At 40.9% G+C, this 25,478-nt stretch carries 26 protein-coding genes; 16 read left to right on the top strand and 10 right to left on the bottom strand.

Translation table 11 applies throughout. The features are described 5' to 3' along the window. Window positions 1-209: 209 nt before the first annotated feature. The 7 genes from QL998_RS07170 to pspF form a co-directional block, all read right to left on the bottom strand. Window positions 210-701: a VOC family protein gene (locus QL998_RS07170; protein ID WP_024590981.1), complete on the bottom strand. Its 492-nt coding sequence runs from the start codon at window positions 699-701 to the stop codon at window positions 210-212. Between the two features lie 85 nt (window positions 702-786). Beyond that, the gene (locus QL998_RS07165) at window positions 787-1,548 is read right to left on the bottom strand and encodes an ATP-binding cassette domain-containing protein (protein WP_290192399.1); all 762 of its coding nucleotides are present in this window, start codon (window positions 1,546-1,548) and stop codon (window positions 787-789) included. Next, a complete protein-coding gene (locus tag QL998_RS07160; protein WP_002958338.1) occupies window positions 1,548-2,540 on the bottom strand; it encodes an oligopeptide/dipeptide ABC transporter ATP-binding protein in 993 nt (330 codons plus the stop codon). The genes QL998_RS07165 and QL998_RS07160 overlap by 1 nt, the downstream gene beginning before the upstream one ends. Next, window positions 2,541-3,434, bottom strand: coding sequence for an ABC transporter permease subunit (locus QL998_RS07155; RefSeq protein WP_024600105.1), 894 nt, complete (start codon window positions 3,432-3,434; stop codon window positions 2,541-2,543). Beyond that, window positions 3,421-4,455 carry an ABC transporter permease gene (locus tag QL998_RS07150; RefSeq protein ID WP_024600106.1) on the bottom strand — a complete coding sequence of 345 codons (1,035 nt, stop codon included), beginning with the start codon at window positions 4,453-4,455 and terminating at the stop codon, window positions 3,421-3,423. The genes QL998_RS07155 and QL998_RS07150 overlap by 14 nt, the downstream gene beginning before the upstream one ends. Further along, entirely contained in the window at window positions 4,455-6,062 is a 1,608-nt protein-coding gene (locus QL998_RS07145) for an ABC transporter substrate-binding protein (protein WP_290192398.1), read from the bottom strand. The genes QL998_RS07150 and QL998_RS07145 overlap by 1 nt, the downstream gene beginning before the upstream one ends. A 15-nt stretch (window positions 6,063-6,077) precedes the next feature. Further along, the gene (gene pspF / locus QL998_RS07140; RefSeq protein ID WP_290192397.1) at window positions 6,078-7,142 is read right to left on the bottom strand and encodes a phage shock protein operon transcriptional activator; all 1,065 of its coding nucleotides are present in this window, start codon (window positions 7,140-7,142) and stop codon (window positions 6,078-6,080) included. A 186-nt stretch (window positions 7,143-7,328) separates the two neighbouring features. On the opposite strand from pspF, the gene pspA reads away from it, so the two are divergent. From pspA to QL998_RS07095, 9 genes are all read left to right on the top strand, one after another. Further along, the gene (gene pspA / locus QL998_RS07135) at window positions 7,329-7,988 is read left to right on the top strand and encodes a phage shock protein PspA (protein ID WP_290192396.1); all 660 of its coding nucleotides are present in this window, start codon (window positions 7,329-7,331) and stop codon (window positions 7,986-7,988) included. Window positions 7,989-8,055: 67 nt separating this feature from the next. Next, window positions 8,056-8,289 (top strand): envelope stress response membrane protein PspB, encoded by a 234-nt coding sequence (pspB, locus tag QL998_RS07130; RefSeq protein WP_076924465.1) that lies wholly within the window; start codon window positions 8,056-8,058, stop codon window positions 8,287-8,289. Further along, on the top strand, window positions 8,286-8,687 hold the full coding sequence (pspC, locus tag QL998_RS07125) for an envelope stress response membrane protein PspC (protein ID WP_024596503.1): 402 nt from the start codon (window positions 8,286-8,288) through the stop codon (window positions 8,685-8,687). The genes pspB and pspC overlap by 4 nt, the downstream gene beginning before the upstream one ends. 63 nt (window positions 8,688-8,750) lie before the next feature. Next, window positions 8,751-10,169 carry a YcjX family protein gene (locus tag QL998_RS07120; protein WP_290192395.1) on the top strand — a complete coding sequence of 473 codons (1,419 nt, stop codon included), beginning with the start codon at window positions 8,751-8,753 and terminating at the stop codon, window positions 10,167-10,169. Then, complete coding sequence (locus tag QL998_RS07115; protein ID WP_290192394.1) at window positions 10,166-11,191, top strand: TIGR01620 family protein; 1,026 nt, start codon at window positions 10,166-10,168, stop codon at window positions 11,189-11,191. Before QL998_RS07120 ends, QL998_RS07115 begins: the two co-directional genes overlap by 4 nt. A gap of 149 nt (window positions 11,192-11,340) precedes the next feature. After that, the gene (megL, locus tag QL998_RS07110; protein WP_290192393.1) at window positions 11,341-12,522 is read left to right on the top strand and encodes a methionine gamma-lyase; all 1,182 of its coding nucleotides are present in this window, start codon (window positions 11,341-11,343) and stop codon (window positions 12,520-12,522) included. Between the two features lie 237 nt (window positions 12,523-12,759). After that, window positions 12,760-13,557: a phenylalanine 4-monooxygenase gene (gene phhA, locus QL998_RS07105; protein WP_290192392.1), complete on the top strand. Its 798-nt coding sequence runs from the start codon at window positions 12,760-12,762 to the stop codon at window positions 13,555-13,557. A gap of 37 nt (window positions 13,558-13,594) precedes the next feature. Next, window positions 13,595-13,939: a 4a-hydroxytetrahydrobiopterin dehydratase gene (locus QL998_RS07100; RefSeq protein ID WP_170071875.1), complete on the top strand. Its 345-nt coding sequence runs from the start codon at window positions 13,595-13,597 to the stop codon at window positions 13,937-13,939. 287 nt (window positions 13,940-14,226) lie between these two features. Continuing rightward, window positions 14,227-14,679, top strand: a complete 453-nt coding sequence (locus QL998_RS07095) for a hypothetical protein (protein WP_170071876.1) — start codon at window positions 14,227-14,229, stop codon at window positions 14,677-14,679. A gap of 167 nt (window positions 14,680-14,846) precedes the next feature. On the opposite strand, the gene dapD is transcribed toward QL998_RS07095, so the two are convergent. From dapD to map, 3 genes are read right to left on the bottom strand one after another with little or no spacing between them, the layout of a single operon-like run. Then, a complete protein-coding gene (gene dapD, locus QL998_RS07090; RefSeq protein WP_149606275.1) occupies window positions 14,847-15,674 on the bottom strand; it encodes a 2,3,4,5-tetrahydropyridine-2,6-dicarboxylate N-succinyltransferase in 828 nt (275 codons plus the stop codon). Between the two features lie 9 nt (window positions 15,675-15,683). Next, complete coding sequence (gene glnD / locus QL998_RS07085; protein WP_290192391.1) at window positions 15,684-18,302, bottom strand: [protein-PII] uridylyltransferase; 2,619 nt, start codon at window positions 18,300-18,302, stop codon at window positions 15,684-15,686. A gap of 30 nt (window positions 18,303-18,332) precedes the next feature. Continuing rightward, complete coding sequence (gene map, locus QL998_RS07080; RefSeq protein ID WP_290192390.1) at window positions 18,333-19,118, bottom strand: type I methionyl aminopeptidase; 786 nt, start codon at window positions 19,116-19,118, stop codon at window positions 18,333-18,335. A 271-nt stretch (window positions 19,119-19,389) separates the two neighbouring features. Between map and rpsB the strand changes: the two genes are divergently transcribed. From rpsB to ispC, 7 genes are all read left to right on the top strand, one after another. Beyond that, window positions 19,390-20,118 carry a 30S ribosomal protein S2 gene (gene rpsB / locus QL998_RS07075; RefSeq protein WP_024599057.1) on the top strand — a complete coding sequence of 243 codons (729 nt, stop codon included), beginning with the start codon at window positions 19,390-19,392 and terminating at the stop codon, window positions 20,116-20,118. 103 nt (window positions 20,119-20,221) lie between these two features. Then, window positions 20,222-21,073: a translation elongation factor Ts gene (gene tsf / locus QL998_RS07070; RefSeq protein ID WP_008168613.1), complete on the top strand. Its 852-nt coding sequence runs from the start codon at window positions 20,222-20,224 to the stop codon at window positions 21,071-21,073. 157 nt (window positions 21,074-21,230) lie between these two features. Next, window positions 21,231-21,980 (top strand): UMP kinase, encoded by a 750-nt coding sequence (gene pyrH / locus QL998_RS07065; RefSeq protein ID WP_024596498.1) that lies wholly within the window; start codon window positions 21,231-21,233, stop codon window positions 21,978-21,980. A 13-nt stretch (window positions 21,981-21,993) separates the two neighbouring features. Next, a complete protein-coding gene (gene frr, locus QL998_RS07060; protein ID WP_024599058.1) occupies window positions 21,994-22,551 on the top strand; it encodes a ribosome recycling factor in 558 nt (185 codons plus the stop codon). A gap of 58 nt (window positions 22,552-22,609) precedes the next feature. Next, complete coding sequence (locus QL998_RS07055) at window positions 22,610-23,389, top strand: isoprenyl transferase (RefSeq protein WP_024599059.1); 780 nt, start codon at window positions 22,610-22,612, stop codon at window positions 23,387-23,389. A 19-nt stretch (window positions 23,390-23,408) separates the two neighbouring features. Next, window positions 23,409-24,275, top strand: coding sequence for a phosphatidate cytidylyltransferase (locus QL998_RS07050; RefSeq protein WP_076924457.1), 867 nt, complete (start codon window positions 23,409-23,411; stop codon window positions 24,273-24,275). After that, a complete protein-coding gene (ispC, locus tag QL998_RS07045) occupies window positions 24,272-25,477 on the top strand; it encodes a 1-deoxy-D-xylulose-5-phosphate reductoisomerase (RefSeq protein WP_024590724.1) in 1,206 nt (401 codons plus the stop codon). The genes QL998_RS07050 and ispC overlap by 4 nt, the downstream gene beginning before the upstream one ends. Window position 25,478 lies beyond the last annotated feature (1 nt).

The raw sequence follows: 25,478 nt of genomic DNA, 5'->3' as shown, positions 1-25,478 counted from the left end.
CCAATGAGTATGTTCGTTAATCATAATGTGCCCTCAAACAAGATTTGAAGATCTGATCATGACATTGAGATTTAGTTCAAAAAAATCCCCGCTAATTTCTTAGCAGGGATTTGTGTATAAGAGACAGCTTTTAAAGCGCCTTTTTTATTGTCTTGAGCAAAGTTGATATATTACCAATTCGCTTAATTAAGCATTATTGCGGATTGGTATTAATTACCTCTGGCAATAAACTCAATCCGATTGCCGCTAGGCTCTCTTATCATCATATGTTGGGTTGGACCTTTACCTAAGTTTTCTGGTGCAAACTCTATGATAATATTATTTTGCATTTTTAAGTGTGTATGTAGCTCGCTTAACTTTTTGATACTTTCAACACTGAGTGCTAAATGGTGTAAGCCCACATTTTCTGCTCGATTAAACTCCACACGTTTTTCATCATTTTTTACGCGCCATAATGTAATGGTTATTTTATTGTTTGATAAAAAATAAGCGGGGTAGGTTGGATCACTTCCTAGCGTTTTAAAACCAAGTACATCAGTAAAAAATGCTTTGGATGCATTTAAGTTTGATACGGTTAAACCTAAGTGGTCAACGCCACCAACCCAACTTTTAGAGGTAGAGTTTTCGTCAGCTATTGAGGTTGTTGATAGCAGTAGTAACGCTAATGATGAAATGCCTGTGAGTAATGTTTTTTTTAGCATAGATCCTCTTTATGGTTTTAGTTGTTAAATTGCGCATTTAACAAAGACCTTCATAAAGGAGATTACATTACACGCTAGGCTGCGTTTAGCAGCTAAGTAATCGCTGCGTTACTTTTGATTGGGGGTTTTGAAAAACATCTTCAGTAGGGCCGTATTCAACTACTTCGCCTTTATCGAGTACAACCACATAATCACTGATGTGGCGCACTAGACTTAAATGATGGGTGATCATCACATACGTAAGGCCAGTGTCGCGCTGTAGCTTAAGTAATAAATTCACTATTTGCGCGCGTATAGAAGGGTCTAAAGACGAAACAGCTTCATCGAGCACAATCACCTTAGGATCTAAAATTAATGCACGAGAAAACGCCACACGCTGTAGTTGCCCCACACTAAACATATGCGGGTAGTAGTGTTTATGATCAATTAATAGACCCACTTTTGAAAGCGTTGCATCAATCTTTTCAGCTCGTTCGCTGGCATCAAGCTCTGTATTATATTGCAGGCAATCATCAAGCATTTCACCAATGGTTAGCCCCGGATTGAGCGATGCAGCTGAATCTTGAAAAATCATACGAATATCCCGGCATTGATTATCGCGTACGCCATTATCTTCGATAATATTATTCTCGAGCAAAATTTGTCCGCTATCAGCGCTATCAGCTCCTGAAAGTAGTTTTGCCAACGTACTTTTACCTGCACCTGTTTCACCAATTATGGCAATACTTTCGCCTTTACCCACACAAAACGAAATATTTTTAAGTACTTCAAACTTTTTACGTGAAAAAAGCCCCGCTCGCACATTGAATGTTTTTGATAGTGCTTGTACTTTTAATAGCGGCTGCATTACTTCATGTCCTTAATTAACGGAAAATGACACGCATAACTATGACCATGATGCTTAGTAAGGGCTGGCGTTACCACACAGGCTTTTTGTGCTTGCGGGCAACGCGGCCCGAGGCGACAGCCAATAGGCAAATGTTGCAGAGTAGGGATAGTCCCTTTAAGTGCATAAAAAGGTTCTTTATGCGCTAATCCTTGTTCGTAGTCTGGCAAGCTTTTTAATAATGCTTGTGTGTAAGGATGGCGAGGCTGTTTAAATATTTCATGGGTTGGGCCTGCTTCAACCATTTGCCCACAGTATAAAACATGAATGCCATGCGACCAATGTGCAATCTCTTCAAGCTCATGAGAGATCATTAAAATAGACATATTTTTAAGTTGGTTTAAGCTTTTTAATAACCTAAATACTTGTGCGCGAGTTGTGCTCTCAAGCGCTGTAGTTGGCTCATCAGCTATCAATAGCTTTGGAGTGCGGGCAATGGCCATTGCAATCATTACTTTTTGACATACGCCTTCTGAGAGCTCATGAGGGTAGCTACTTAGTACCGCTTCGTGGTTTTTAATACCCACCTTATGAATAAGCGCTTTTACTCTGTCTTTTCTCTCGCGGTTGCGTTTTAAAAAGAAGCCTTTAGTTGCGACCTCTGGCAATGTTTCGGCAATTTGATCAAATATTTTAGCGGTAGGGTCAAGGCATCTACTTGGATCTTGATAAATCATCGCTATATCTTGGCTTACTATCTTACGGCGTTTTTCTGGGCTTAAACGCATTAAGTCTACGCCGCGCCAATGAATACGGTCGGCCGTAATATCCCAGCGTTCGTTTAATACACCAATAATCGCTTTTGCTATTAGGCTTTTACCAGAGCCCGACTCGCCCACAAGCGCATGTACTTCGCCTTCTTTTAAGCTAAAGCTCACTCTGTCTACGGCTCTAATTACAGTTTCAGAGGTACGTAGTTCAATTGTTAAGTTACGAACATCGAGTAATTGCATTTAATCAGCCTTACGTGCTTTTAGCACTTGTCGCAGGCCATCGCCTACTAAATTAGTAGATAACACGGCTAAAAATAACAGTACACCAGGTAGCGCTACAGTCCAAGGTGCTAAATAAATAAGGCCTAAGTTTTCGGCTAATATTGCGCCCCATTCGGTCGTCGGTGGCTGAGCTCCTAATTTTAAAAACCCCAGTGCTGAAATATCTAATATAGCGGTAGAAAGCGCCATCGTGAATATAACCACAATATGCTCATAAATATTAGGGAAAATACCACGCGATATAATATGCCAATTAGACGCACCATCGAGCCTAAACGCGGTAATGTAATCTTTACTTAATTCATCAACAATCAGGTTACGCACTGAGTGAATAAATTGCGGCAGTAACGCTAAAATAATTGCCCATACGGTATTCATTAAACCCGGGCCGAGTATGGCGATTATTATTATTGCTAATAACAAAGAAGGAATAGAAAGGGTTATATCAAGTAAGTGATTTAAAAAGCTTGAACGAAGTCCTTTGCTAATTCCTGCAAAAGTACCCACTAATACACCAAAAATAGTTGTGATCAGGGCGGCTACAACAGAAAGCCCAAATGTATACGTAGCACCATTCATTAAGCGCGAGAGTACATCGCGACCTAAATCATCGGTGCCTAAAATAAAGCGTACATCGCCCATTTCTCGCCATGAGGGCGGTATGAGTAGTGCATCACTATGCTGTTGGTTTACGCCATAGGGCGCTAAAAAAGGAGCTGTGGCGGCCAATAATGCAAACGCCATAAATATCCATAAACCAACCAAAGCAGGGTGGTTATTTTTAAACTTTCGCCAAAATCGCGCGAGTGGCGATTTATTCGACTCTTCAGAAAATAAATTAAACTTTGCCATGGGCCTGATTCCGCGAGAGTGGATCGAATAAAGTGTAAGTAAGTTCAGCTGTAATAGAGGCTAAAATAACAAATAAAGACACTGCCATTAATCCGCCTTGAATTGCAGGAAAGTCACGCTGATAAATACTATCGATTAACCATCGGCCAATACCCGGCCACGAAAAAATAACTTCGGTAATCATCGCAAGCGTTATTAGCGTACTAAATTGCAAACCAATTTGCTTAATTACCGGCAGTAATGCATTACGTAGTGCATGGTGCATGATAAGTTGGCGGCGATTAAGGCCTTTTGCCCTAGCTGTTTTAATAAAGTTTTGATCCATTACTTTAAGCATAGACTCGCGAGTAAAGCGCACTAATACAGTAGTCGGATACATGGCCAGTACAATAGTAGGGAGCGTTAAATGGCGTAGCGCATCAATAAAGGCCATTCCTTTATATGGAAAACCAGCCAGTGCAATATCAATTAAAATAAACCCAGTATTTGCGGGTATCTCATAAAGGAGCCCCATTCGGCCTGACATAGGAAACCAGCCAAGCTTTAACGAAAAAACCATTATTAATAACAATGCGAGCCAAAATACAGGCATTGAATAGCCCACCATAGTGGTCGAGTTTATAAGTTTATCGGGCCAACGTTTATGATAGCCAGAGCCTAAAATACCAGTAGGTACACCAATAACAACCGATACTATTAATGCGTACACGCTTAACTCTAAAGTAGCCGGTAGCAAATCAACAATATGGCTAAACACGCTGTTACCAGAGGCAAACGAAAGGCCCCAATCACCTTGGAATATTCGCCCCAGAAAGGCAATGTATTGCATAAAGTAATTGCTGTTATATAAATATTTGTCTTCAAGCTCACTATGCTGTGCAAAGTTACTACTTGGTATGCCACTTAAATTACTTAGCGGATCACCGGGAAATAAATACGCCAGTGAAAACGTAAATACGCTGAGCATCAGTATCATAAAAAAGAACAAACCAAGGCGGCGCAAAATATAATCTAAGATCATTATTTTTTCCTCGCATTGGCAAGCGAAATAGCGCCAAACGGGCCAAGTGTTATGCCTTCCACATCTGCGCTACTTGCTTGAAAACGCAGGCCATGAGCAATAGGCAATAATGGCAGCTCTTTAATAATTAAGCTTTGTGCGTCTTCATAGTATTTTTTACGTTTGTTTAAATCAGTCGTATCGAGTGCTTGAGTAAGCAATAGATCAAATTGAGGATTACACCAGTTTGCTGGATTTTTACCACTAAAAGTAGCGGTACAGCTCAACAGTGGGCTAAAAAAGTTATCAGGATCGGGTGTATCTGCGGCCCAACCAAGTAATACACTGTCGTGCCTGTGCTCGCCAATACGTTGAATAAACGTATTCCACTCATACTCTACAATGCTTACATTAACGCCCACTTTGCGTAAATCACTTTGCATAAGCTCAGCCATCTTACGTGCATTGGGGTTATAAATACGACTCACAGGCATAGCCCATATTGTCATATCAAAGCCATCAGGCAAGCCTGCTTCAATTAGTAACTTTTTAGCGAGTTCTGGATCAAATGTAGGTATATCTTCTTGCGGCTCAAACGCCCAAGAGGTTGGCGGTAAAATAGATTGTGCGCGAGTACCGTTACCGTAATAAACCGCCTGCATTATTTTATCTACATCTATTGCATGCGCGAGTGCTTGGCGTACGCGTAAGTCGTCGAACGGGGCACGTTCTGTATTAAATGCCCAATATCCTATGTTTAAATTTGTTTCTTTTTCAATATTTATATCATCACGTTGCGCTAAAATGCTCAATTGTGCACTACTTGGATGAGCCGTTACATCGCACTCTTTAGTCAGCATTTTTGCTATGCGCGTAGTGCCGTTAGGGGTTATATCGTAAACCAATTGCTCAAGTGCAACGTCATGCTTCCAATAAAGTAGGTTACGGTAAAAGCGCACAAGATGATCTCGGCGGTATTCTTTATAAATATACGGGCCGGTGCCAATAGGGTACTGATCAAATAAGTTTTTTTGATTATTTTTCTTAAGTTTCATGGCGTATTCTTCTGAAAGCACCACGGCAAAGTCGGTAGCCATATTAGCTAAAAAACTACTTTCAGGATTAAACAATTCAAAACGGACTTGGTAGTCAGACACGCGCACAATTTTGCGAATAAGTTGATCGATTCCTACACTTTGAAAATACGGGTAATCGGCATCGCCCACAAAGTGATATGGATTATATACATCGAATAATCGGCTAAAGGTGAATATAACGTCGTCGGCGTTAAAGTCCCGTGATGGGGTAAAATAAGAAGTTGTATGAAACTTTACATCTTTACGCAGGGTAAAGGTAACCGATTTACCATCTTTGCTAATTTTCCAATCGGTCGCCAGCTCACTTTGAAACTCTGCCGTAACAGGGTCAATGCTAATTAAGCGGTCGTATAATTGGTTAGCAATTATATCAATAGTTGAACCGGTGGTCGTGACTTGCGGATTAAACGACACAGGGTTAGCTTCAGCGCAATAAACTAAGCCTTGGTTTTTTTCTTCTATGATTTCTTCTTTGCTATCAAGGCAACCAACTAAAGTGGTGGCAAGCAAAACAAGTAATAATTTATGCACCCGCATAACCTCTGACTATTGTTGATCCAACAAGTTGTATTTTTTAAGATAACCACGTAATTGATGATACGTTAAACCAAGTACTTCTGCAGTTTTCTTTTGATTAAATTGGCTATGTTCGAGCGCTTTATTAATCATGTTTATTTCAAAGTCGTTAGAACGCTCTTTTAAGCTGCACGGCAATTGAATATCAACGGCTGAATCATTGCTTGTTTGAGTAATCGGCGGCGCAACAACAATAGGCTCTGCATTAACAGTTTGAGCTGCTATAGGTGCTTTAATACGCGCTTTTGGTCTAAATGGGCTATCGAATGGGTCTAAAATAATCTGGTGAACGGGAATATGTTCACTACCGTGGCGATACAAACTGCGTTCAACCACATTTTTAAGTTCACGAATATTACCAGGCCAATCATAACTAAGCAGTGTTTCTGTTGCGCTTCGGGTAAAACCGCTAAAGAGTTCCCACTCTAAATCGCGCGCCATATTCATCGCAAACTGCTCAGCAAGAAGCATAATATCGTCTTGGCGTTCGCGCAGTGGCGGCAGGGTAATTACATCAAAGGCAAGGCGATCGAGTAAGTCACTTCTAAATTCACCTTGCTCAGCTAAATAAGGAAGATCTTCGTTTGTAGCACACACTAAGCGTGTATCTACTTTTACAGTTTGTTTGCCGCCAACACGTTCAAACTCACCATATTCTATAACGCGCAGCAGTTTTTCTTGTACCATAGCTGAGGTATTAGCTAATTCATCTAAAAACAGTGTGCCGCTGTTAGCGCGTTCAAAACGACCTTCGTGGCGTTTGCTTGCCCCCGTAAAAGCACCGCTTTCGTGGCCAAATAACTCACTTTCGAGTAGGTTTTCGTTAAGCGCTGCACAGTTAAGCTTTACGTAGTTTTGATCCCAGCGTTTTGATAAAAAGTGTAAGCGTGCTGCTATTAGCTCTTTACCTGTGCCGCGTTCACCAATAATAAGTACCGGTTTATCTAAATTAGCCAGTTGCGATACCTGATCTAATACAGACAGAAAGCTATCTGATTGGCCGAGTAAATTATCCTGTTGGCGATATTGGCTCATATTTCCTAACTCTTGGTCATTTTTACTAACAGTTAGTGTATTTCATAATTAGGGATAACTAAAGAAATTTGTATATTTAGTTTAACGTAATGAAAATAAAGTGTATTTTAACTTTTAAAAAGTTGGCAAGCATATTGATACTAGTTATAGCAGACTAACTAAGTTTTAATTACAGAGGTAAATGTTATGGGAATTTTTTCACGTTTTGCAGATATCGTTAATTCTAATATCAACGCCATTTTAGATAAAGCAGAAGACCCAGAAAAAATGGTTCGTCTGATTATTCAAGAAATGGAAGATACGCTTGTTGAAGTACGTTCTACATCAGCTAAAACATTGGCTGAGAAAAAAGAAATTGTACGCCGCTTAGATACACTTAAAGCGCAGGTAAGTGATTGGCAAGATAAAGCCGAACTGGCTTTAAGTAAAGACCGCGACGATTTAGCGCGTTCAGCCTTACTTGAAAAGCAAAAGTCGGCAGATGCAGTTGCTTCAGTCGCGAGCGAACTTGAACATGTAGAGTCTCATATTGAGAAATTACAGCAAGAAGTAACGACGCTACAAGAAAAGCTAGCAGATGCTAAATCTCGTCAAAAAGCGATTATACTTCGCCAACGTTCGGCTGAGTCGCGCCTTGAAGTGAAAAATACACTTGATAGCTCAAAAGTAGAAGACGCACTTAACCGCTTTGAACGTTACGAAACCAAAATTGATGGACTAGAATCTCAAATTGAGTCGTACGATTTAGGTAAAAAGACGTTAGCGGACGAAATTGCTAATCTACAAAAAAATGAAAAGATAGATGATGAGCTAGCCGAACTTAAAAAGAAGCTAGCTGATAAATAACTTATAAAGGGGTACTTAAAGTGCCCCACTGCTTAAAAACATCAAAACGGATTGTCAGGAGAGAATTATGTTTGATTCAGAGGTAATAATTGTTCCATTTGTTATGTTTATGATTTTTGTTGCCCCGCTGTGGCTAATTTTGCACTACCGTAGCAAAAAACAAGTAAGCCAAGGTTTAAGTGAACACGAACATCGTCAATTACTTGAGCTTGCACACAAAGCTGAAAAAATGGCAGATAGGGTAGAAACGCTAGAAGCATTGCTTGATCAAGAGTCACCACAATGGAGACGCAAAGTATGAGTGCCAAACGCGAATTATTAAGAGACCCACAACGCGGTAAAATAGCTGGAGTATGTGCGGGATTAAGTGACTACTTTAATATGGAGTTATGGTTAGTTCGCATTATATTTGTTAGTGCGGTACTGCTAACGGGTGGCCCATTATTTGTGGTAGCGTATATTGCAGCCTGGTTTATTTTAGATAAAAAAGAGCCCGCAACAGCGCAAACAAAAAGCTCAACTAAAACTGACGATCCGCTAGAAGTAAAATTTAAAGTATGGCAAAAGGGCGAGCCACCGCGCCGCGCATTGCAAGATTTAAAAGAGCGTTTAACGCGTGTAGATACTCGCCTTCAAGATATGGAGCGCCATGTAACTTCAAGCGAGTTTACGGTGAGCCGTGAAATTAACAAACTTTAAAGGATTTAATAGCACCTTATTTGCAACGTGATAAATTACGGCAAATTAGGTGCAAGACACTTTATGAGCCAATCATTTGCAAAAAAGACCTTTAAAAGCATTAAAGGCAAAGCACAAAAAGCCCTTCATCGCAGTTTAGACCAACACGTAAAACTTGCCGTAACTGGCCTAAGTGGTAGTGGTAAAACAGCCTTTATTACCGCGCTTGTTAAGCACTTAACAACCCAAGCGGACGATAAAAACTTACCTTTTTTTGATGTAATGCGCGAGCACCGCCATGTTGCCACTAAAGTTGTGCCGCAAGAGGCGTTAAAAGTCCCTACATTTAATTATACGCGCGCGCTAAATTCATTATTACCCAGCGATGGGATGCCCACATGGCCTGCATCAACCGAGCGAATTAATACACTACGTTTGGCAATCAAGTATCAAAGTAATGCGGGGCTGCGTGGCCACTTTTCGCCGCAATCAACACTTTATTTAGATATTATTGACTACCCAGGTGAATGGCTCCTTGATTTACCTATGCTTGAGCAAAGCTATTCTCAATGGTGCGAGCAGCAATATCCGTTATTAACTCAGCCTTCGCGTGTAAATACATCAAGTGATTTTCTAGCAGCCGTTGAGCAACTTGATTTAAATGCACCTGTAGATGAAAACGCACTGGCTCATATTGCTCAGCTTTATCAAAGCATGTTAGTAGGGCTTAAAAAAGACACCAAACTTGCCATGCTACAACCAGGGCGCATGCTTATGCCTGGCGACTTACAAGGGGCGCCATTGTTATTGTTTTTTCCGGTATCGGGCGAAGTAAATAGCGACGATGTCGTTGCGGGTTCTAATTTAGCGCATTTAATTAAGCGCTTTAACGCCTATATAAAAGAAGTTGTAAAACCATTTTATAATGAGCATTTTAGGCACTTTGATCGCCAAATCGTACTTGTAGATGTACTTAGTGCATTAAACGAAGGGCACGAAACCCTTCAAGAGCAAAGCAGTGTAATAAACCAATTACTCGCACACTTTAATTATGGTGAATCAGGCTTTTTTAAACGTTTATTTAAACCAAACATAGATAAAATATTATTTGCAGCTAATAAGTCAGATCACATAAGTGCAAAACACCATAAAGATTTAGCACTGCTACTTGATTCGCTCGTGCATGAGCAAAGTAATCATTTAAAGTTTGATGGTGTGCAAATAGAAACTATGGCCATGTCGTCAATTACAGCAACGCAGCCGCGCCAAATTACTGACAAAGGCCAAACGCTTGACTGTATTTACGGTAAACCATTACACGAGCCTGATTGGCTTACCTATTTACCGCCGCAACCTCCCTCGCGGATGCTTAATAAAAGTGAGTGGCCAGCACAGGGATTTGAGTTTTTATCGTTTTCTCCAATACCGAGCCCCGATAAACAACTAAAACATATTCGATTAGATCATGTCATGCAGTACCTGCTAGGAGACAAATTAACATGAGTGAGTCAAACCAAACATTTCAAGCAGGGCGTCGCATAGATACGCAAAGCATTGAACAAAACGAACCCGTTTTAGCACCTGCAAAAATTATTCAGCACGGGCAAAGTGATTACGAAGAACTTGAAGATGAAGCACTAGAGCCCGAAATAGATCTGGAACCTGTGTACAAAAAGTCAAAGTGGCAAACGCTTAAAGGTGTTTTTGCTCTTAGTTTTATAGTACTGGTGCTTTTAGAGTTTGCGTACTCGTTAGTGTTTGCTTTCGAGCAGTCAATTATTTTAGGCAGTGTTTATTTAACTGCGGTTATAAGTGGCGTACTGCTAATAGGGCGCTTATTGTGGCGAGAGTACCGAATGCTGCGCAGTTTAAAGCGTAACCAATTGCACCGAGTTGAAGCCGACAGGCTTTTAAATAGCGAGCAAGTAGGTGGTGCATTACCATGGCTCGAAAAGCTCAATAAACACCAAGAGCTTGATAACTTTGAAACCTTTAAAAACCAAGTATCGATGCATCACAGCGACAAAGAAATAATGACACTGTACGCCAACAGTTTATTAGTAACTCAAGACACCAAAGCTAAAAAGCTTATAAATCGTTTTGCGACTGAATCTGCACTGCTAGTTGCCCTAAGCCCACTTGCGCTGGTGGATATGATGGCCGTGCTTTGGCGCGGTACTAAGTTAATAGAACAAATTGGTAAAATTTATGGCATTGGTTTTGGCTACGCGAGCCGTATAAAGTTATACCGCATGCTAATAAGGCAAGTAATGTTTGTAGGCAGTGCTGAGCTTGTATCTGACCTTGCTGCAACTGCACTAAGTGCTGAGCTTTTAGGTAAGCTTTCGGGGCGGGCTGCGCAGGGCGTAAGCGCCGGTATTTTTACAGCGCGTATTGGTTACAAAGCAATGGAGCTTAGCCGCCCATTACCTAGGCTTGAAAACAAGCGCAGCTTGTTAAAAGGCACTGTGCAAAGCATCGCAGGTAAAATTATGAGCCGTAAAAAGGCGGAACCAACATACTAGATTAGCAATGGCAATATTTGTGTACAAATGTGCGCTGCACGGTTTTTACACAAATAGCCATCTGAGCATCCGGCATGCTTGCTGTTTGTAAGCGCATACGTTTTGATTGTTGAATCGCAAAAACATAATAATCAAAAAATGAGCCTACAATGAGCAAGCATCATATAAACACCCAGTGTATTCACGGACCACAAAAAGCAAACGACCCGCACGGCGCACTCACTTCTCCTTTGTATCAAACCTCTACCTTTCATTTTGAAAATGCCGCACAAGGTGCTGCGCGTTTTGCAGGCGACGAACCAGGCTATATTTATACGCGTTTAGGAAACCCCACAACTACAGAGCTTGAGCAAAAAGTTGCTCAACTAGAGAGCTGTGAAGCAGCTGCTGCAACCGCAACAGGTATGGGGGCTGTATCAGCCTCAGTACTGAGCTTTTTATCGCAGGGAGATCACCTTGTTGCCTCAAGTGCTTTGTATGGTTGTACCTTTGCGTTTTTCTCGCATATGTTGCCGCGCTGGGGAATCGAAGTCACTTTTGTTGATATGACCAACGAGGACGAACTACGCGCTTCCATCAAACCTAATTCAAAAATGATATTTGTAGAAACGCCAATTAATCCCACTATGGCGGTTATTGATTTGGCACTCATTGGCGCAGTTGCTAAAGAGCACAACTTAATTAGTGTGGTCGACAACACCTTTTTAACGCCGCTACTGCAATCGCCTAAAAAATACGGCATTGATATAATAATGCACAGTGCGACCAAGTACTTAAACGGCCACGGAGACGTAGTTGCCGGTATTGTATGTGGATCGCTTGAGCACATAACACACATTAAAATGACCGTATTAAAAGACATTGGTGCAACTATAAGCCCGCACGATGCATGGCTAATTAATCGAGGCCTAAAAACACTCGCTATTAGAATAGAGCGCCACTGTCAAAGTGCACAAACAATAGCCGAATATCTAGAAGCGCACCCACAAGTAAGCACCGTATATTACCCGGGGCTAAAATCGCACCCAGGTTATAAGTTTATTGGTAACCAAATGAAAGCTGCTGGTGGTGTTATTGCGTTTGAAATAAAAGGCACGCTACAAGATGGCGCACAATTTATTGATAGTATGAAACTTTGTACACTTGCAGTAAGCCTAGGCGACGCTGAAACACTGATTCAACATCCTGCATCTATGACTCACTCGCCTTATACGCCAGAGGAGCGAGCCGCCGCTGGAATAAGTGATGGGCTGATCAGACTCTCGGTTGGGCTTGAAGATGTTAACGACATTATTAGTGATTTAAACCAAGCTTTTACTAAAATTGGTTAGGTGTAATTAATTGTATACACATAAAAATAAGCCGCAGGCCTTTATTTAAAGGTCTGTATTTTTATTGTGTCACAGGTGTAATTTTAGCTTTACGATTGAGGTGATCGCGCCAAATACTGATGTTAGCCTGTCTATTAAACTTTTCTTCACTTTTGCATAGTATGGGGTCATTCGATATTCAATAGGTTTGAGTATCACACTGACACCGATTTAGGGCTCACACCCAAGAAGGTACTTATGGCTAAAGCAAGTAAATACACATCCAAAACACCAGACGAAAATGGTGTTATACACTGGAGTGATGAAGAAAATAAAATTTGGTCTGAGCTTGTAGCGCGCCAACTTGAGTGCATTGAAGGCAAAGCCTGTAACGAGTATATGCAAGGGTTAAAAAAGATTAACCTGCCGCACGATCGCATCCCGCAGTTAAGCGAACTAAACGAAGTATTGTTAGCCACTACCGGGTGGCAAGTTGCACCAGTACCTGCGCTTATCGACTTTGATGAGTTTTTTAGATTACTGGCAAACAAGCAATTTCCGGTAGCTACATTTATTCGTAGCCGCGAAGAATTTGACTACCTACAAGAGCCAGATATTTTTCATGAAATATTTGGCCATTGCGCCATGCTAACTAATCCTGACTTTGCCGAGTTTACACACAAGTACGGGCAATTAGGTTACGCAGCGCAGAAAAAGGACCGTGTATACCTTGCGCGTATATACTGGTTTACGGTTGAATTTGGTTTAATGCAAACCGAAGACGGTCTGCGTATTTACGGCGGCGGCATTTTATCAAGCCCAGGTGAAACTCAGTACGTATACTCAAATACGCCAGAAATCAGCCCAATGAATGTGCTTGATGTACTGCGTACGCCGTACCGTATTGATATTATGCAACCACAGTACTACACCATAAATTCGATTCATGATCTGTTTGATATATCGCAAATGGATATTATGACTTTGGTTGAGCGAGCTAAAGAGCTTGGTTTGCACGACCCAAAATTTCCACCAAAAGAAAAATTAGCCAGTTAAATATTAATGCTAAAAAAGCTAAAAGTAAGGATTTAGAATGTCTTCATTAAGTGCACAAAAATGCGAAGCCTGTCATGTAGATGCGCCAAAAGTATCTGACGAAGAGTTAGCACAATTAATTACTAAAATCCCAGACTGGGTACCAGAAGTACGCGACGGCATTATGCAGCTTGAGCGTGTTTATAAATTTAAAAACTTCAAACAGGCTATCGCGTTTACTAACAAAGTAGGCGACATGGCAGAAGAGGAAGGCCATCACCCAGGTTTATTAACCGAGTGGGGCAAAGTAACGGTTACATGGTGGAGCCATTCAATTAAAGGCTTACACAAAAACGACTTTATTTGCGCAGCTAAAACAGACGACGTATTTAACGCGCTGTAAACCACATTAATTGAGCAAACCAACAAAAGCGCTTATTTTTATAAGTGCTTTTTTGGTTTTTGGGAGAGTTAGTTGTCGATGAGCTATTGGTTCGTATTTTTCTTAGATGCTAAGGAGTTGTTGGCTTAATTTTAGAAACGACCTCACTTTTGCCATCATTATTTTTAAGTGGCAAAATTTTTCCTATTTACCTGTGATAATTACTTCAATGTCGAGGTTTTTTAAGAAAATTATTGGCTTGTTTTTTGCATTTTTTCTATGAAAGCATATTTAATCGAGGATTTGGCATGTTAATTAATAGCAGCAATCAAGCTAGCCGTATTTATCAAACAGAAAGTAATACGCCTACGCTAATTACCAATACAAGCACTTCTATTAAAAATAAAGATTTAGCTGATAAAGTAACAATTAGTCCAGCTGCGCTAAATGCTGAAAATACATGGAAGGAAATAGCGAATAAATTTGATCCGAGCAATATGTCATATAATGAGTTAACAAGTATGGTTACTGAACTACACGAGGGTGGACTAATTACTTCAAATGAAAGCTTAGCTTTACGAGCCCCTCCGAGTATGAACTTTGATTCAAATGAAAAATTTAACATGATAGCGCAGGCAAAAAAATCTGTAGAGTTTGATCAATCACTTGGAAATGTTGATAAAAATGCTCAATTAAGAGTAAGAGTACTTGATATTTTGGAGACTATTCAAGGGTTATCGAATGATACAAGTCATAAATAAAATTATAAAAAAGCTCTAAACCCAAAGGGCTTAGAGCTTTTTATATACAATTAAAGTTTAGCTAAAATACTTAACTTTTATGTGTTGTTGGGTATCGTTTCACTCAACCCAACCTACGTTTAACACCAATCAGCTTAGGGCTTGCAGCTAAAAGCTTATCGCTTCTTTTAATCATCAATTGAGCGTAATAGGGCGTTTATGCCTACTTTTTCACGTGTTTGCTTATCTACTTTTTTCACGATGATTGCAGCGTATAGGCTGTGAGTGCCGTCTTTTGACGGTAGTGCGCCTGGCACAACTACCGCGCCTGCAGGTACGCGGCCGTAATGAATTTCGCCAGTTTCGCGATCATAAATACGGGTACTTTGGCTGATGTAAACGCCCATTGAAATTACCGCGCCTTCTTCAACAATTACGCCTTCAACAATTTCAGAACGAGCGCCAATAAAGCAGTTGTCTTCAATGATAGTTGGGTTAGCTTGTAGCGGCTCTAAAACACCGCCTATGCCAACGCCACCTGATAAATGTACGTTCTTACCAATTTGTGCACACGAGCCTACAGTCGCCCATGTATCAACCATGGTGCCGTCGTCAACGTATGCGCCAATGTTTACGTACGATGGCATAAGTACAACGTTTTTACCTACAAAGCTGCCTTTACGTGCTACAGCGTTTGGTACTACGCGCATACCGCCTTGCTGAAACTGCTCTGGCGTGTAGTCGCTAAATTTAAGCGGTACTTTGTCGTAAAACTGGTTTACGCCGTCGTTCATTGGTTGGTTGTCGCGAATACGAAACGACAGTAACACTGCTTTTTTAAGCCACTGGTGTACAACCCATTCACCTGATATTTTTTCAGCAACGCGTGCTGCGCCGCTATCAAGTAAATCAAGTGCGTCGATAATAGCTTGTTTTACGTCACTTGATACTGTACTTGGGCTAATGCTATCGCGGTTGTCCCATGCGTTTTCGATCATCGTTTTTAAATCTGACATGTGTGTCCTCTATTGCGTTTCGGCGTTGAATTTTTTACGTAATGCCTGATGAATTTTTGCTTGCTCTTCATCAGTCAGCGCTTGGTATTCGTTATTTGATACAACAAAGAAATCCTCGGCACGTTCACCTACCGTTGTAATACGGGCAGCGTGAATGTGTAGTAAATGCGCTTGGAAAACTTCGGCTATTTTGGTTAGTAAACCTTGTATATCGACGGCTTGAATTTCTATTAAGCTGCGGTCTTTGCGTGCATGTGGGCGCAACACAATTTTAGGTTTAATATTAAAATCTTTAAAACGTTGAGAGCGGCTCTTTTTAAAGCGAATCTTTTTACGTGGATCGCTCAGTGCTTGCTCAAGCCCGCGTTTAATTGATTGTGCTCGACCACTTGCAATAGGGTCACCACTTACTTCAAGTATTACAAAGCTAAACAAGACGTAACCATCTTTAGTGGTCAGTACTTGCGCATGTTGTATTTGTGCTTTTTTGGAGCCAATTACACTTACTAATCTTGCAAACAGTGGGCCAGAGTAGGGGCTGTATACAAATACTTGTGTGCCACCATGCATAGCTTTGTTAGATACAATAACACTTGGCTGGCTTAAGTCTGTGCTACTTAATAAGTGCTCACTTTGCCATGATATTTGCTGTTCGCTAAAGGCGGTAAAGTAGTTAGCTTTAAAGCGGCTCCAAATTAAATCAATTTTTTCCTCGGCATAACCCAGATTTATTAAGCGTTGTTTAGCTTGGTGCTTTTTATCGCGAATTTGGTCGCGTTGATCCATTGGGTTTTCGAGCCCTAGGCGCAAAGCGCGCTGCGTGTGTAAGTATAGCTCACGCAGTAGGGTGTTTTTCCAATCGTTCCACAAGTTGTCGTTGGTTGCACGTATGTCGGCAACGGTTAAACAATATAAGTAGTCGAGTTGGCGCTCTGTTTTAACGCGCGTAGCGAAGTCTTTTATTACAGCAGGGTCGTTAATATCTTTACGCTGTGAGGTAACCGACATAAGTAAATGATTACTAACAAGCCATGCTATTAGTTTTCCATCTGATGACGCAAAACCATGTAATTTAGCAAATGCTATTGCATCAACAGCGCCAAGTTCTGAGTGGTCACCACCTCGGCCTTTAGCAATGTCGTGAAATATACCGGCTAAATAAAGTAGCTCTGGTTTATCCATTCGAGTGACTATTTCACTACAAATAGGAAACTCGCTAATGCCTGTTTTATCAAAATATTCGTAAATATTTTTGATTAATTTGTGGGTGTGCTCATCTACGGTGTAAGCGTGAAACAAATCAAACTGCATTTGCCCAAATATATTACGCCACTGCGGTAAGTAGGCGGCAAGCATGCCGTGCTTGTGCATAAGCGTAAACGCGCGGCCCATGCCGTTAGGGTGTTTAACAAGGCGTAAAAAGGCTTCACGACAGGCTGCATAATCTTGTAAGTCACCCAATAAACGACGGCGCACTTGGCGAATAGTACGAATAGTACTTGGGTAAATATGCGTTATTGCTGGGTTATCGGCTATATGCTCAAACAATACAAAGAGTTGGTCACGTCTAAAAAATACGGATGGATCTTTTACGCGTATTTGATGACCTACTTGCTCAAAGTTTCTGTCGAGTTCTATTGCTACCACAGAACTACTTTCGGGCATTATGCTTTGTTCAAAGTATGAAAGTAGCATTTGGTTAAGTTCGCGCACGCGGCTCATTATTCTAAACAAGCGTTTCATCATACGCTCAACAGACGCTTTTCCGTCGCTACCAAAACCTAAAATTTCGGCGGCTTGCGGTTGATGATCAAACAATAAGCGGTTTTCAGCTCGACCCGCAGCTAAATGCAGTGCAAAGCGAATGTTCCATAGGTTTTCTAGGCACTCAGAAAGCTCTTGAAATTCTTCGTGAGTTAAGTATCCATGGCTTATTAACTCTTGCAGGGTCTCGGTTCTAAAGTGCTTTTTTGCCACCCAAATAATGGTTTGTAAGTCGCGCAGACCACCGGGGTTTTCTTTAATGTTTGGCTCAAGATTATACGCGGTGCCGTGGCACTTTCTGTGGCGTAAGTTTTGTTCTTGAACTTTGGCAGTGAAAAATTCACCTGAGCGCCATACGGGTGTTTCAAGAATATGCATTTTGAGTTTTTCAAACTCAATGTGGTTACCAAAAATAAGGCGGCTTTCAAGCAAGCTGGTGGCAAAAGTAACGTCTTCACGTTTTTGCTCAATGGCTTGTTCTATCGTACGCACGCTGTGGCCAATCTCTAAGTTGAGATCCCATAGCATGGTGACAAACTGGCCTATTTTTTCGCATATTTCTTCGCTTGGCGGTTTAGTTACAAGCAATAAAAAGTCGATGTCGGAGTAGGGATGTAGCTCACCACGTCCGTATCCGCCTACCGCTATTAATGCTAAATCAGGTTCGCGTGCTAAGTCGTAAACATGAAAAAGCTTAATGAGTAGGCGGTCAATAAACTCAGCCCGGGCATTAATTAAATTCCCAACCGGTTGTTTAGAAAATTCGTTATGTAACCATTTATAAAAATAGCTAGAACAATCGCGATAATCACTAAGTTGCTCAGCATCGCTAAGCAACTTTTTTACTTTGTTGGGTAATGCCACGTGGGCTGGCTCCTAATTTCTTATTTATTATTAGTGTTCTATGATCCTGTCGATTGTATCATCTGATCGTAGCGTTAAAATTTCAACACCATTTTCAGTCACTAATAAAGTATGTTCCCACTGCGCAGACAAACTACGGTCGCGTGTTACTACTGTCCAATCATCTTTAAGAAGCTTACATTGGCGTTTACCCGCATTAACCATAGGTTCAATAGTTAAACACATACCTGCTTTTAAGGCTTCGCCAGTACCGGCTTTACCGTAATGCATTATTTGTGGTTCTTCATGAAATCCTGCGCCAATACCGTGGCCGCAATACTCACGTACAATTGAGTAGTTAAAGCTTTCTGCATATTTTTGAATTGCTGAGCCAATATCACCCAAGCGCACACCTGGTTTTACCATTTTAATAGCAAGGTATAAGCTTTCTTGCGTTACTTCTGCAAGACGTTTGCCTTGAATGTTTGGTGTACCAACGTGGAACATTTTAGATGTGTCGCCGTGGTAACCATCTTTAATGACAGTTACGTCGATATTTACACTGTCGCCTTCTTTTAATGCTTTGTCATTTGGAATTCCGTGGCAAATAACATGATTAACTGACGTACAAACTGATTTTGGAAAACCATGATAATTTAACGGAGCAGGGATTGCTTGTTGCACATTAACAATATAATCATGGCAAAGTGTATTTAGCTCATCGGTGGTAACACCTGGCACTACATGAGGGCCGATCATTTCAAGTACATCGGCCGCTAAGCGCCCAGCTACGCGCATTTTCTCTATTTCTTCAGGGGTCTTGATAATAGCGCTCATTGAGGCTCCAAAGTTGAGTTTTTAACATTTATCGCCGAACAAATTTTGCACGCGACGTTGAGTATTTAATTTTAATATGGTATAAAGCGCGCCGTCTTTTTACAAATAAATTCTTAAATGATTTTTTGTATTTAAGGCAAACACAATTTTATTTTAACACACACACGTATCGTCACATACACTTGGGTGCATTTGAAGTTTAATTACTTCGGTGTTGGTGCTATGGGATATGTGGAGGCCTAACCCTAAACAACTATAGAGGATCTATAAAATGGCAAACGTTTCAATGCGCGATATGCTTCAAGCTGGTGTTCACTTTGGTCACCAAGCACGTTACTGGAACCCTAAGATGAAGCCTTTCATCTTCGGCACACGTAACCGTGTACATATCATCAACCTTGAGCAAACTGTACCAATGTTCAACGACGCACTTAAGTTTTTATCAAGTGCTGCAGCAAACAAAGGTAAAGTTCTTTTCGTTGGTACTAAGCGCGCAGCAAGCGACGCAGTTAAATCAGCTGCTTTAGAAAGCGACCAGTTCTTCGTAAATCACCGTTGGTTAGGTGGTATGTTGACTAACTGGAAAACTGTACGTCAATCAATCAAGCGTCTTAAAGACCTTGAAGCACAAAGCCAAGACGGAACTTTCGAGAAGTTAACTAAGAAAGAAACGTTAATGCTTAACCGCGAAATGGAAAAGCTTGAAAAGAGCCTTGGTGGTATCAAAAACATGGGCGGTCTTCCAGACGCGCTTTTCGTTATCGATGCTGACCACGAGCACATTGCTATCCGTGAAGCAAACAACCTAGGTATTCCTGTTGTTGCAATCGTTGATACTAACTCTAACCCAGACGGTGTTGATTACATCGTTCCAGGTAATGATGATGCTATCCGTGCTGTAAGCCTTTACACTAGCGCTGTTGCAGCTGCTATTACTGAAGGTCGCGAGAATAACATCGTTGCTCAAGCTGAGAAAGACGATTTCGTTGAAGCTGAGTAATTAGCTGTCATCAAGTCTTCATCTTTTTAAGGTGAAGACTTGCTATTCTTGTCGAGCGGGTAACCCGCTTATCTAACCTGATTTCAGATTTGAGGATTTACTAATGGCTGTAACTACTGCCCTAGTTAAAGAATTACGCGAGCGCACAGGCGCTGGCATGATGGATTGTAAAAAAGCGTTAACTGAGACTGATGGCGACATCGAGTTAGCGATTGAAAATATGCGTAAAAGTGGCGCTGCTAAAGCTGCTAAAAAAGCAGGTAACATTGCTGCTGAAGGTACTATCATCATCAAGCAAAACGCTGGTGTTGCAGTGCTAGTAGAAGTTAACTGTCAAACAGATTTCGTTGCAAAAGACGTAAGCTTCTTAGCATTTGCTAATAAAGTTGCTGACGCTGCAATTGCTGACACTATCTCTATCGAAGACTTACAAGCTAAGTTTGAAGAAGACCGTGTTGAGCTAGTTACTAAAATTGGCGAAAACATCAATGTACGTCGTTTACAGTACGTAACTGGTGAAAACCTAGTCGAGTACCGTCATGGCGATCGTATCGGTGTTGTTGTTGCAGGTGTTGCTGATGAAGAAACACTTAAGCACGTTGCAATGCACGTTGCTGCATCTAGCCCTGAATACCTAACACCTTCAGATGTACCTGCTGACGTTGTTGAAAAAGAAAAGCAAGTACAAATCGAAATCGCGATGAATGAAGGCAAGCCTGCTGAAATCGCTGAGAAGATGGTTGTTGGCCGTATGAAAAAATTCACTGGTGAGGTTTCTCTTACTGGTCAAGCTTTCATCATGGAGCCTAAAAAATCTGTTGGCGATATTCTTAAAGAGAAAAACGCAACAGTTACTAGCTTCGTACGTGTAGAAGTTGGTGAAGGTATCGAGAAGAAAGAAGAAGATTTTGCTGCTGAAGTTGCTGCTCAAATCGCTGCTGCTAAAGCTAAGTAAGATTACTATTTGTGATGCAAAAGGAAATTAGATGCAATTAAAGTACTATTTGGTTTTGCTTCGCAGCTAGAAATTCTTTAAAATAACCGCGCTTTTATGTTTAACATAAGCGCGGTTATTTTTTATCCATAATTCAATAAAAGTTGGCCCCAATACTATGACTATCAATCGCAAACCTATTTTTAGACGTGTTCTTCTCAAATTAAGTGGTGAAGCTTTAATGGGAGACGAAGGCTTCGGCATCGACCCTAAAGTTTTAGACCGTATGGCACAAGAAATTAAAGAGCTAGTTGAGCTCGACGTAGAAGTGGGTTTAGTTATTGGTGGAGGTAACTTTTTACGCGGTGGGTCACTTGCAGAAGCAGGTATGAATCGCGTAGTGGGCGATCACATGGGCATGCTTGCAACGGTTATGAACGGCCTTGCAATGCGTGATGCGCTACACCGTGCATTTGTAAATTGTCGTTTGATGTCGGCTATTCCGCTTAATGGTGTATGTGACGCTTATAACTGGGCTGAAGCAATTAGTTTATTGAAAACTGGCCGCGTTGTTATTTTTGCAGCGGGTACAGGTAATCCATTTTTTACTACCGATTCTGCAGCATGTTTACGCGGTATCGAAATTGAAGCAGATACAGTAATTAAAGCGACTAAAGTTGATGGCGTATACAGTGATGACCCTGTTAAGAACCCAGAAGCAACGCTTTACAGCCATTTAAGCTACAATGAAATCATTGAAAAAGAATTAAAAGTTATGGATTTAGCGGCATTTACTTTAGCCCGCGATCACAATATGCCATTGAGCGTATTTAACATGAATAAATCAGGCGCGCTAAAACGCGTAATTATGGGTGAAGAAGAAGGAACACTTATTTCTTCACAAGCCTCAGATGAAATAATCAAATAATTAGGATTACACCGTGATTAACGATATTCAAAAAGACGCGCAAGCGCGCATGCAAAAAAGTGTAACAGCACTAGGTAGCCAATTATCTAAAATTCGTACTGGCCGTGCACATCCTGCAATTTTAGATGGCATTATGGTGTCGTACTACGGAGCACCAACGCCTTTAAACCAAGTTGCTAATGTAACAATTGAAGATTCTCGTACACTGGCTATTGGTGTATTTGATAAGTCTTTAGCGCAAGCTGTTGAAAAAGCAATTATGGCGTCTGATTTAGGTTTAAACCCTATGTCGGCAGGTACTGTTATTCGTGTACCACTTCCTCCACTTACAGAAGAGCGTCGTAAAGACCTAATCAAAATTGTACGTGCTGAAGTTGAAGGCGGTCGTGTTGCTATTCGTAACATTCGTCGTGATGCTAATGGCGATGTAAAGGGTTTATTAAAAGATAAAGACATATCTGAAGATGAAGCGCGTCAATCAGATGATGCGATTCAAAAGCTTACTGATAAGTTTATTAAAGAAATGGATACTTTATTAGCAGCTAAAGAAACAGAATTGATGGAAATCTAAGCAACTAAAATTATTAGTTTTGAAACGTCGTCTAGGGTATACTAGGCGGCGTTTTTTTATGGAATACTCGATATTTATGGTTCTAGATGCTGACACAATTTCACAGCAATGTTTACCCAAACATGTTGCTATCATCATGGATGGGAACGGACGTTGGGCGCAAGCTAGAAATAGACCTCGTGTGTATGGGCATAAAAAAGGCGTAGACGCAGTTCGTCAATCTGTTCAGTTTTGTACTAAATTAGGGATACAATCGTTAACCTTATTTGCTTTTAGTAGTGAAAACTGGCGCCGCCCTGAAGACGAAGTAAACACTTTAATGGAGCTTTTCTTATTTGTTTTAACAAAGGAAGTTAAAAAGCTTCATAAAAACAATGTAAAACTGACCATTATTGGAGACTTATCACGATTTTCTGAAGGATTACGTAGCAAGGTAGACGCTGCGCATAAGCTGACTGAAAATAACACCGGGCTGTGTTTAAATGTTGCAGCCAATTATGGTGGTCGTTGGGATGTTGCCAATGCGGCTAAACAACTTGCTTTGCAAGTTGCGCAGGGCACACTCAACGCAGAAGATATTACAGAAGAGCGCTTAGCACAGCATATGAGCATGGCAGATCAGGCAGAACCTGATTTGCTTATTCGCACTGGTGGCGATGTTCGTATTAGTAATTTTTTACTATGGCAAGTTGCTTATGCAGAACTTTACTTTACCGAGACACTTTGGCCTGATTTTAATGAAGCAGCATTTGCTGAGGCCATTGCGTGTTACGTTGCCAGAGAGCGACGTTTTGGTTGTACGGGCGAACAAATAAAACAATTACTCGCTCAAACCTAAATAGAATAAGGGTCACATTTTGTTAAAACAACGAATTTTAACCTCACTTGTGCTTGCACCATCAGCATTGGCTTTGGTTTTTTATACACCGCTTACGTTATTTAGTTACTTTGCTGGTGCAATCGTATTATTAGGCGCATGGGAATGGTCTGCATTTATGGGCTTATGTAACAAGCTCAAACGTGGCGCCTTTGTTGTGTTGATTGCAGCCTTACTTGGCCTGCTTAATTTACATTGGCCTATTGAATCATTATGGGAAAATGGCAAGCTAGTAGGTGATGCAAATTATTTATTTACGCTTTCGTTTGCTTGGTGGATTGTTGCTAGTTATCTAATTTGGCGCTACCCAGAAATGGCTAAAGCGTGGAATGAAGGCTTAGTTATGCGCGGCATTGCAGGTTTATTAACGCTTGTACCGTTATGGCTTGCACTAAATACATTACGTAGCGCGCAGTACCTTGAATCAACTCATTTTGGTTCAGTTCTAATTTTAGTCGTACTTGGTATTGTATGGAGCGCCGATGTGGGTGCTTACTTTACAGGTAAGAGTTTTGGTAAACATAAATTAATGCCTAAAGTAAGCCCTAATAAAACAATTGAAGGGTTAGCAGGCGGTGTAGTTGCTTCTATTATTTTTGTATTAGCATTTTGCCACTTTACCGATGTTGATTTAGTTGTATGGCCTGTGTACGCGATAATGACAGCATTTATTGCTTTGTTTTCTGCGGTAGGTGATTTACTGGAAAGTATGTTTAAACGCGAAGCTGGTTTAAAAGATAGCGGTCGATGCTTACCAGGGCACGGCGGTATTTTAGATAGAATTGACAGCCTAACGGCTGCTGCTCCAATGTTTGTTATGTGCTATGCGTGGACTCTTAGTTTATGAGCCAAAAGCAATTGCTGGTTATTTTAGGCGCAACAGGCTCAATTGGTTTAAGTACACTTGATGTTGTATCGCGCAATAAAGAGTTATTTGATGTTTTTGTTTTGGCTGCAGGACAAAATGCAAAAAAAATGGCGGAGTTGTGTATTGAGCATGAGCCGCTTTATGCAATTATGGCTAACCAGCAGGCCGCAGAGCAGTTATCTGCTTATTTAGCTAACACCCAGTGCCAAACTCTTGTTATGCACGGTGAGCAAGCAATGAGTGACTTATGCGCTCATCCTGATGTTGACATTGTAATGTCGGCAATTGTAGGTGCAGCGGGTTTACTGCCGACATTAAGTGCTGTTGAAGCAGGTAAAAAAGTACTGCTTGCTAATAAAGAATCTTTAGTTATGTCAGGTCAGTTGTTTATTGACAAAGTTAAACAACATAAAGCCACTTTGCTGCCAATAGACAGCGAACATAATGCAATTTTTCAATGCCTACCTTCTTCGTTACAAAATGCCAAAGGCGATCAAAAACTACAGCAACATGGCGTAAGTAAAATTTTGCTTACCGGCTCTGGTGGGCCATTTTTAACGCGCGATATAAACACATTGAAAGATGTAACTGTAAGTGAAGCGGTAGCGCACCCTAATTGGTCGATGGGTCAAAAAATATCAGTAGATTCCGCAACTATGATGAATAAAGGCTTAGAGTTTATTGAAGCTAAGTGGTTATTTAATTGTGATGCGAGTGATATTGATGTGGTTATTCATCCGCAAAGTATTATTCATTCAATGGTGCAGTACCACGATGGTTCTATTTTAGCGCAAATGGGTAACCCCGATATGCGTACACCAATTGCCCATGCACTTGCATATCCTGAGCGAATTAATGCGGGTGTTAAACCGTTAAACTTCTCTGATATTTGTGATTTTTCGTTTACTAAACCTGATTTTTCTCGTTACCCAAATTTACAATTAGCGATTGATGCGTGTAGTGCAGGGCAGGGTGCGACAACAACGGTTAATGCAGCAAATGAAATAGCTGTGGGCGCATTCTTAAACGGTAAAATTGGTTTTACCGATATATACAAAATAAATGCACAGACGCTAGAAGCTGCAACTTACACCAATGTGCAAAGCCTAGATGAAATTTTAGAGTGTGATAAATTAGCGCGTATTAGCGCTTCAGAATTTATAACAAAAGTGGCGCATTAAT

The sequence above is a fragment of the Pseudoalteromonas sp. APC 3691 genome (genome assembly GCF_030408135.1).
GTDB lineage: Bacteria > Pseudomonadota > Gammaproteobacteria > Enterobacterales > Alteromonadaceae > Pseudoalteromonas.
This window is presented reverse-complemented; position numbering and strand designations above follow the sequence as displayed.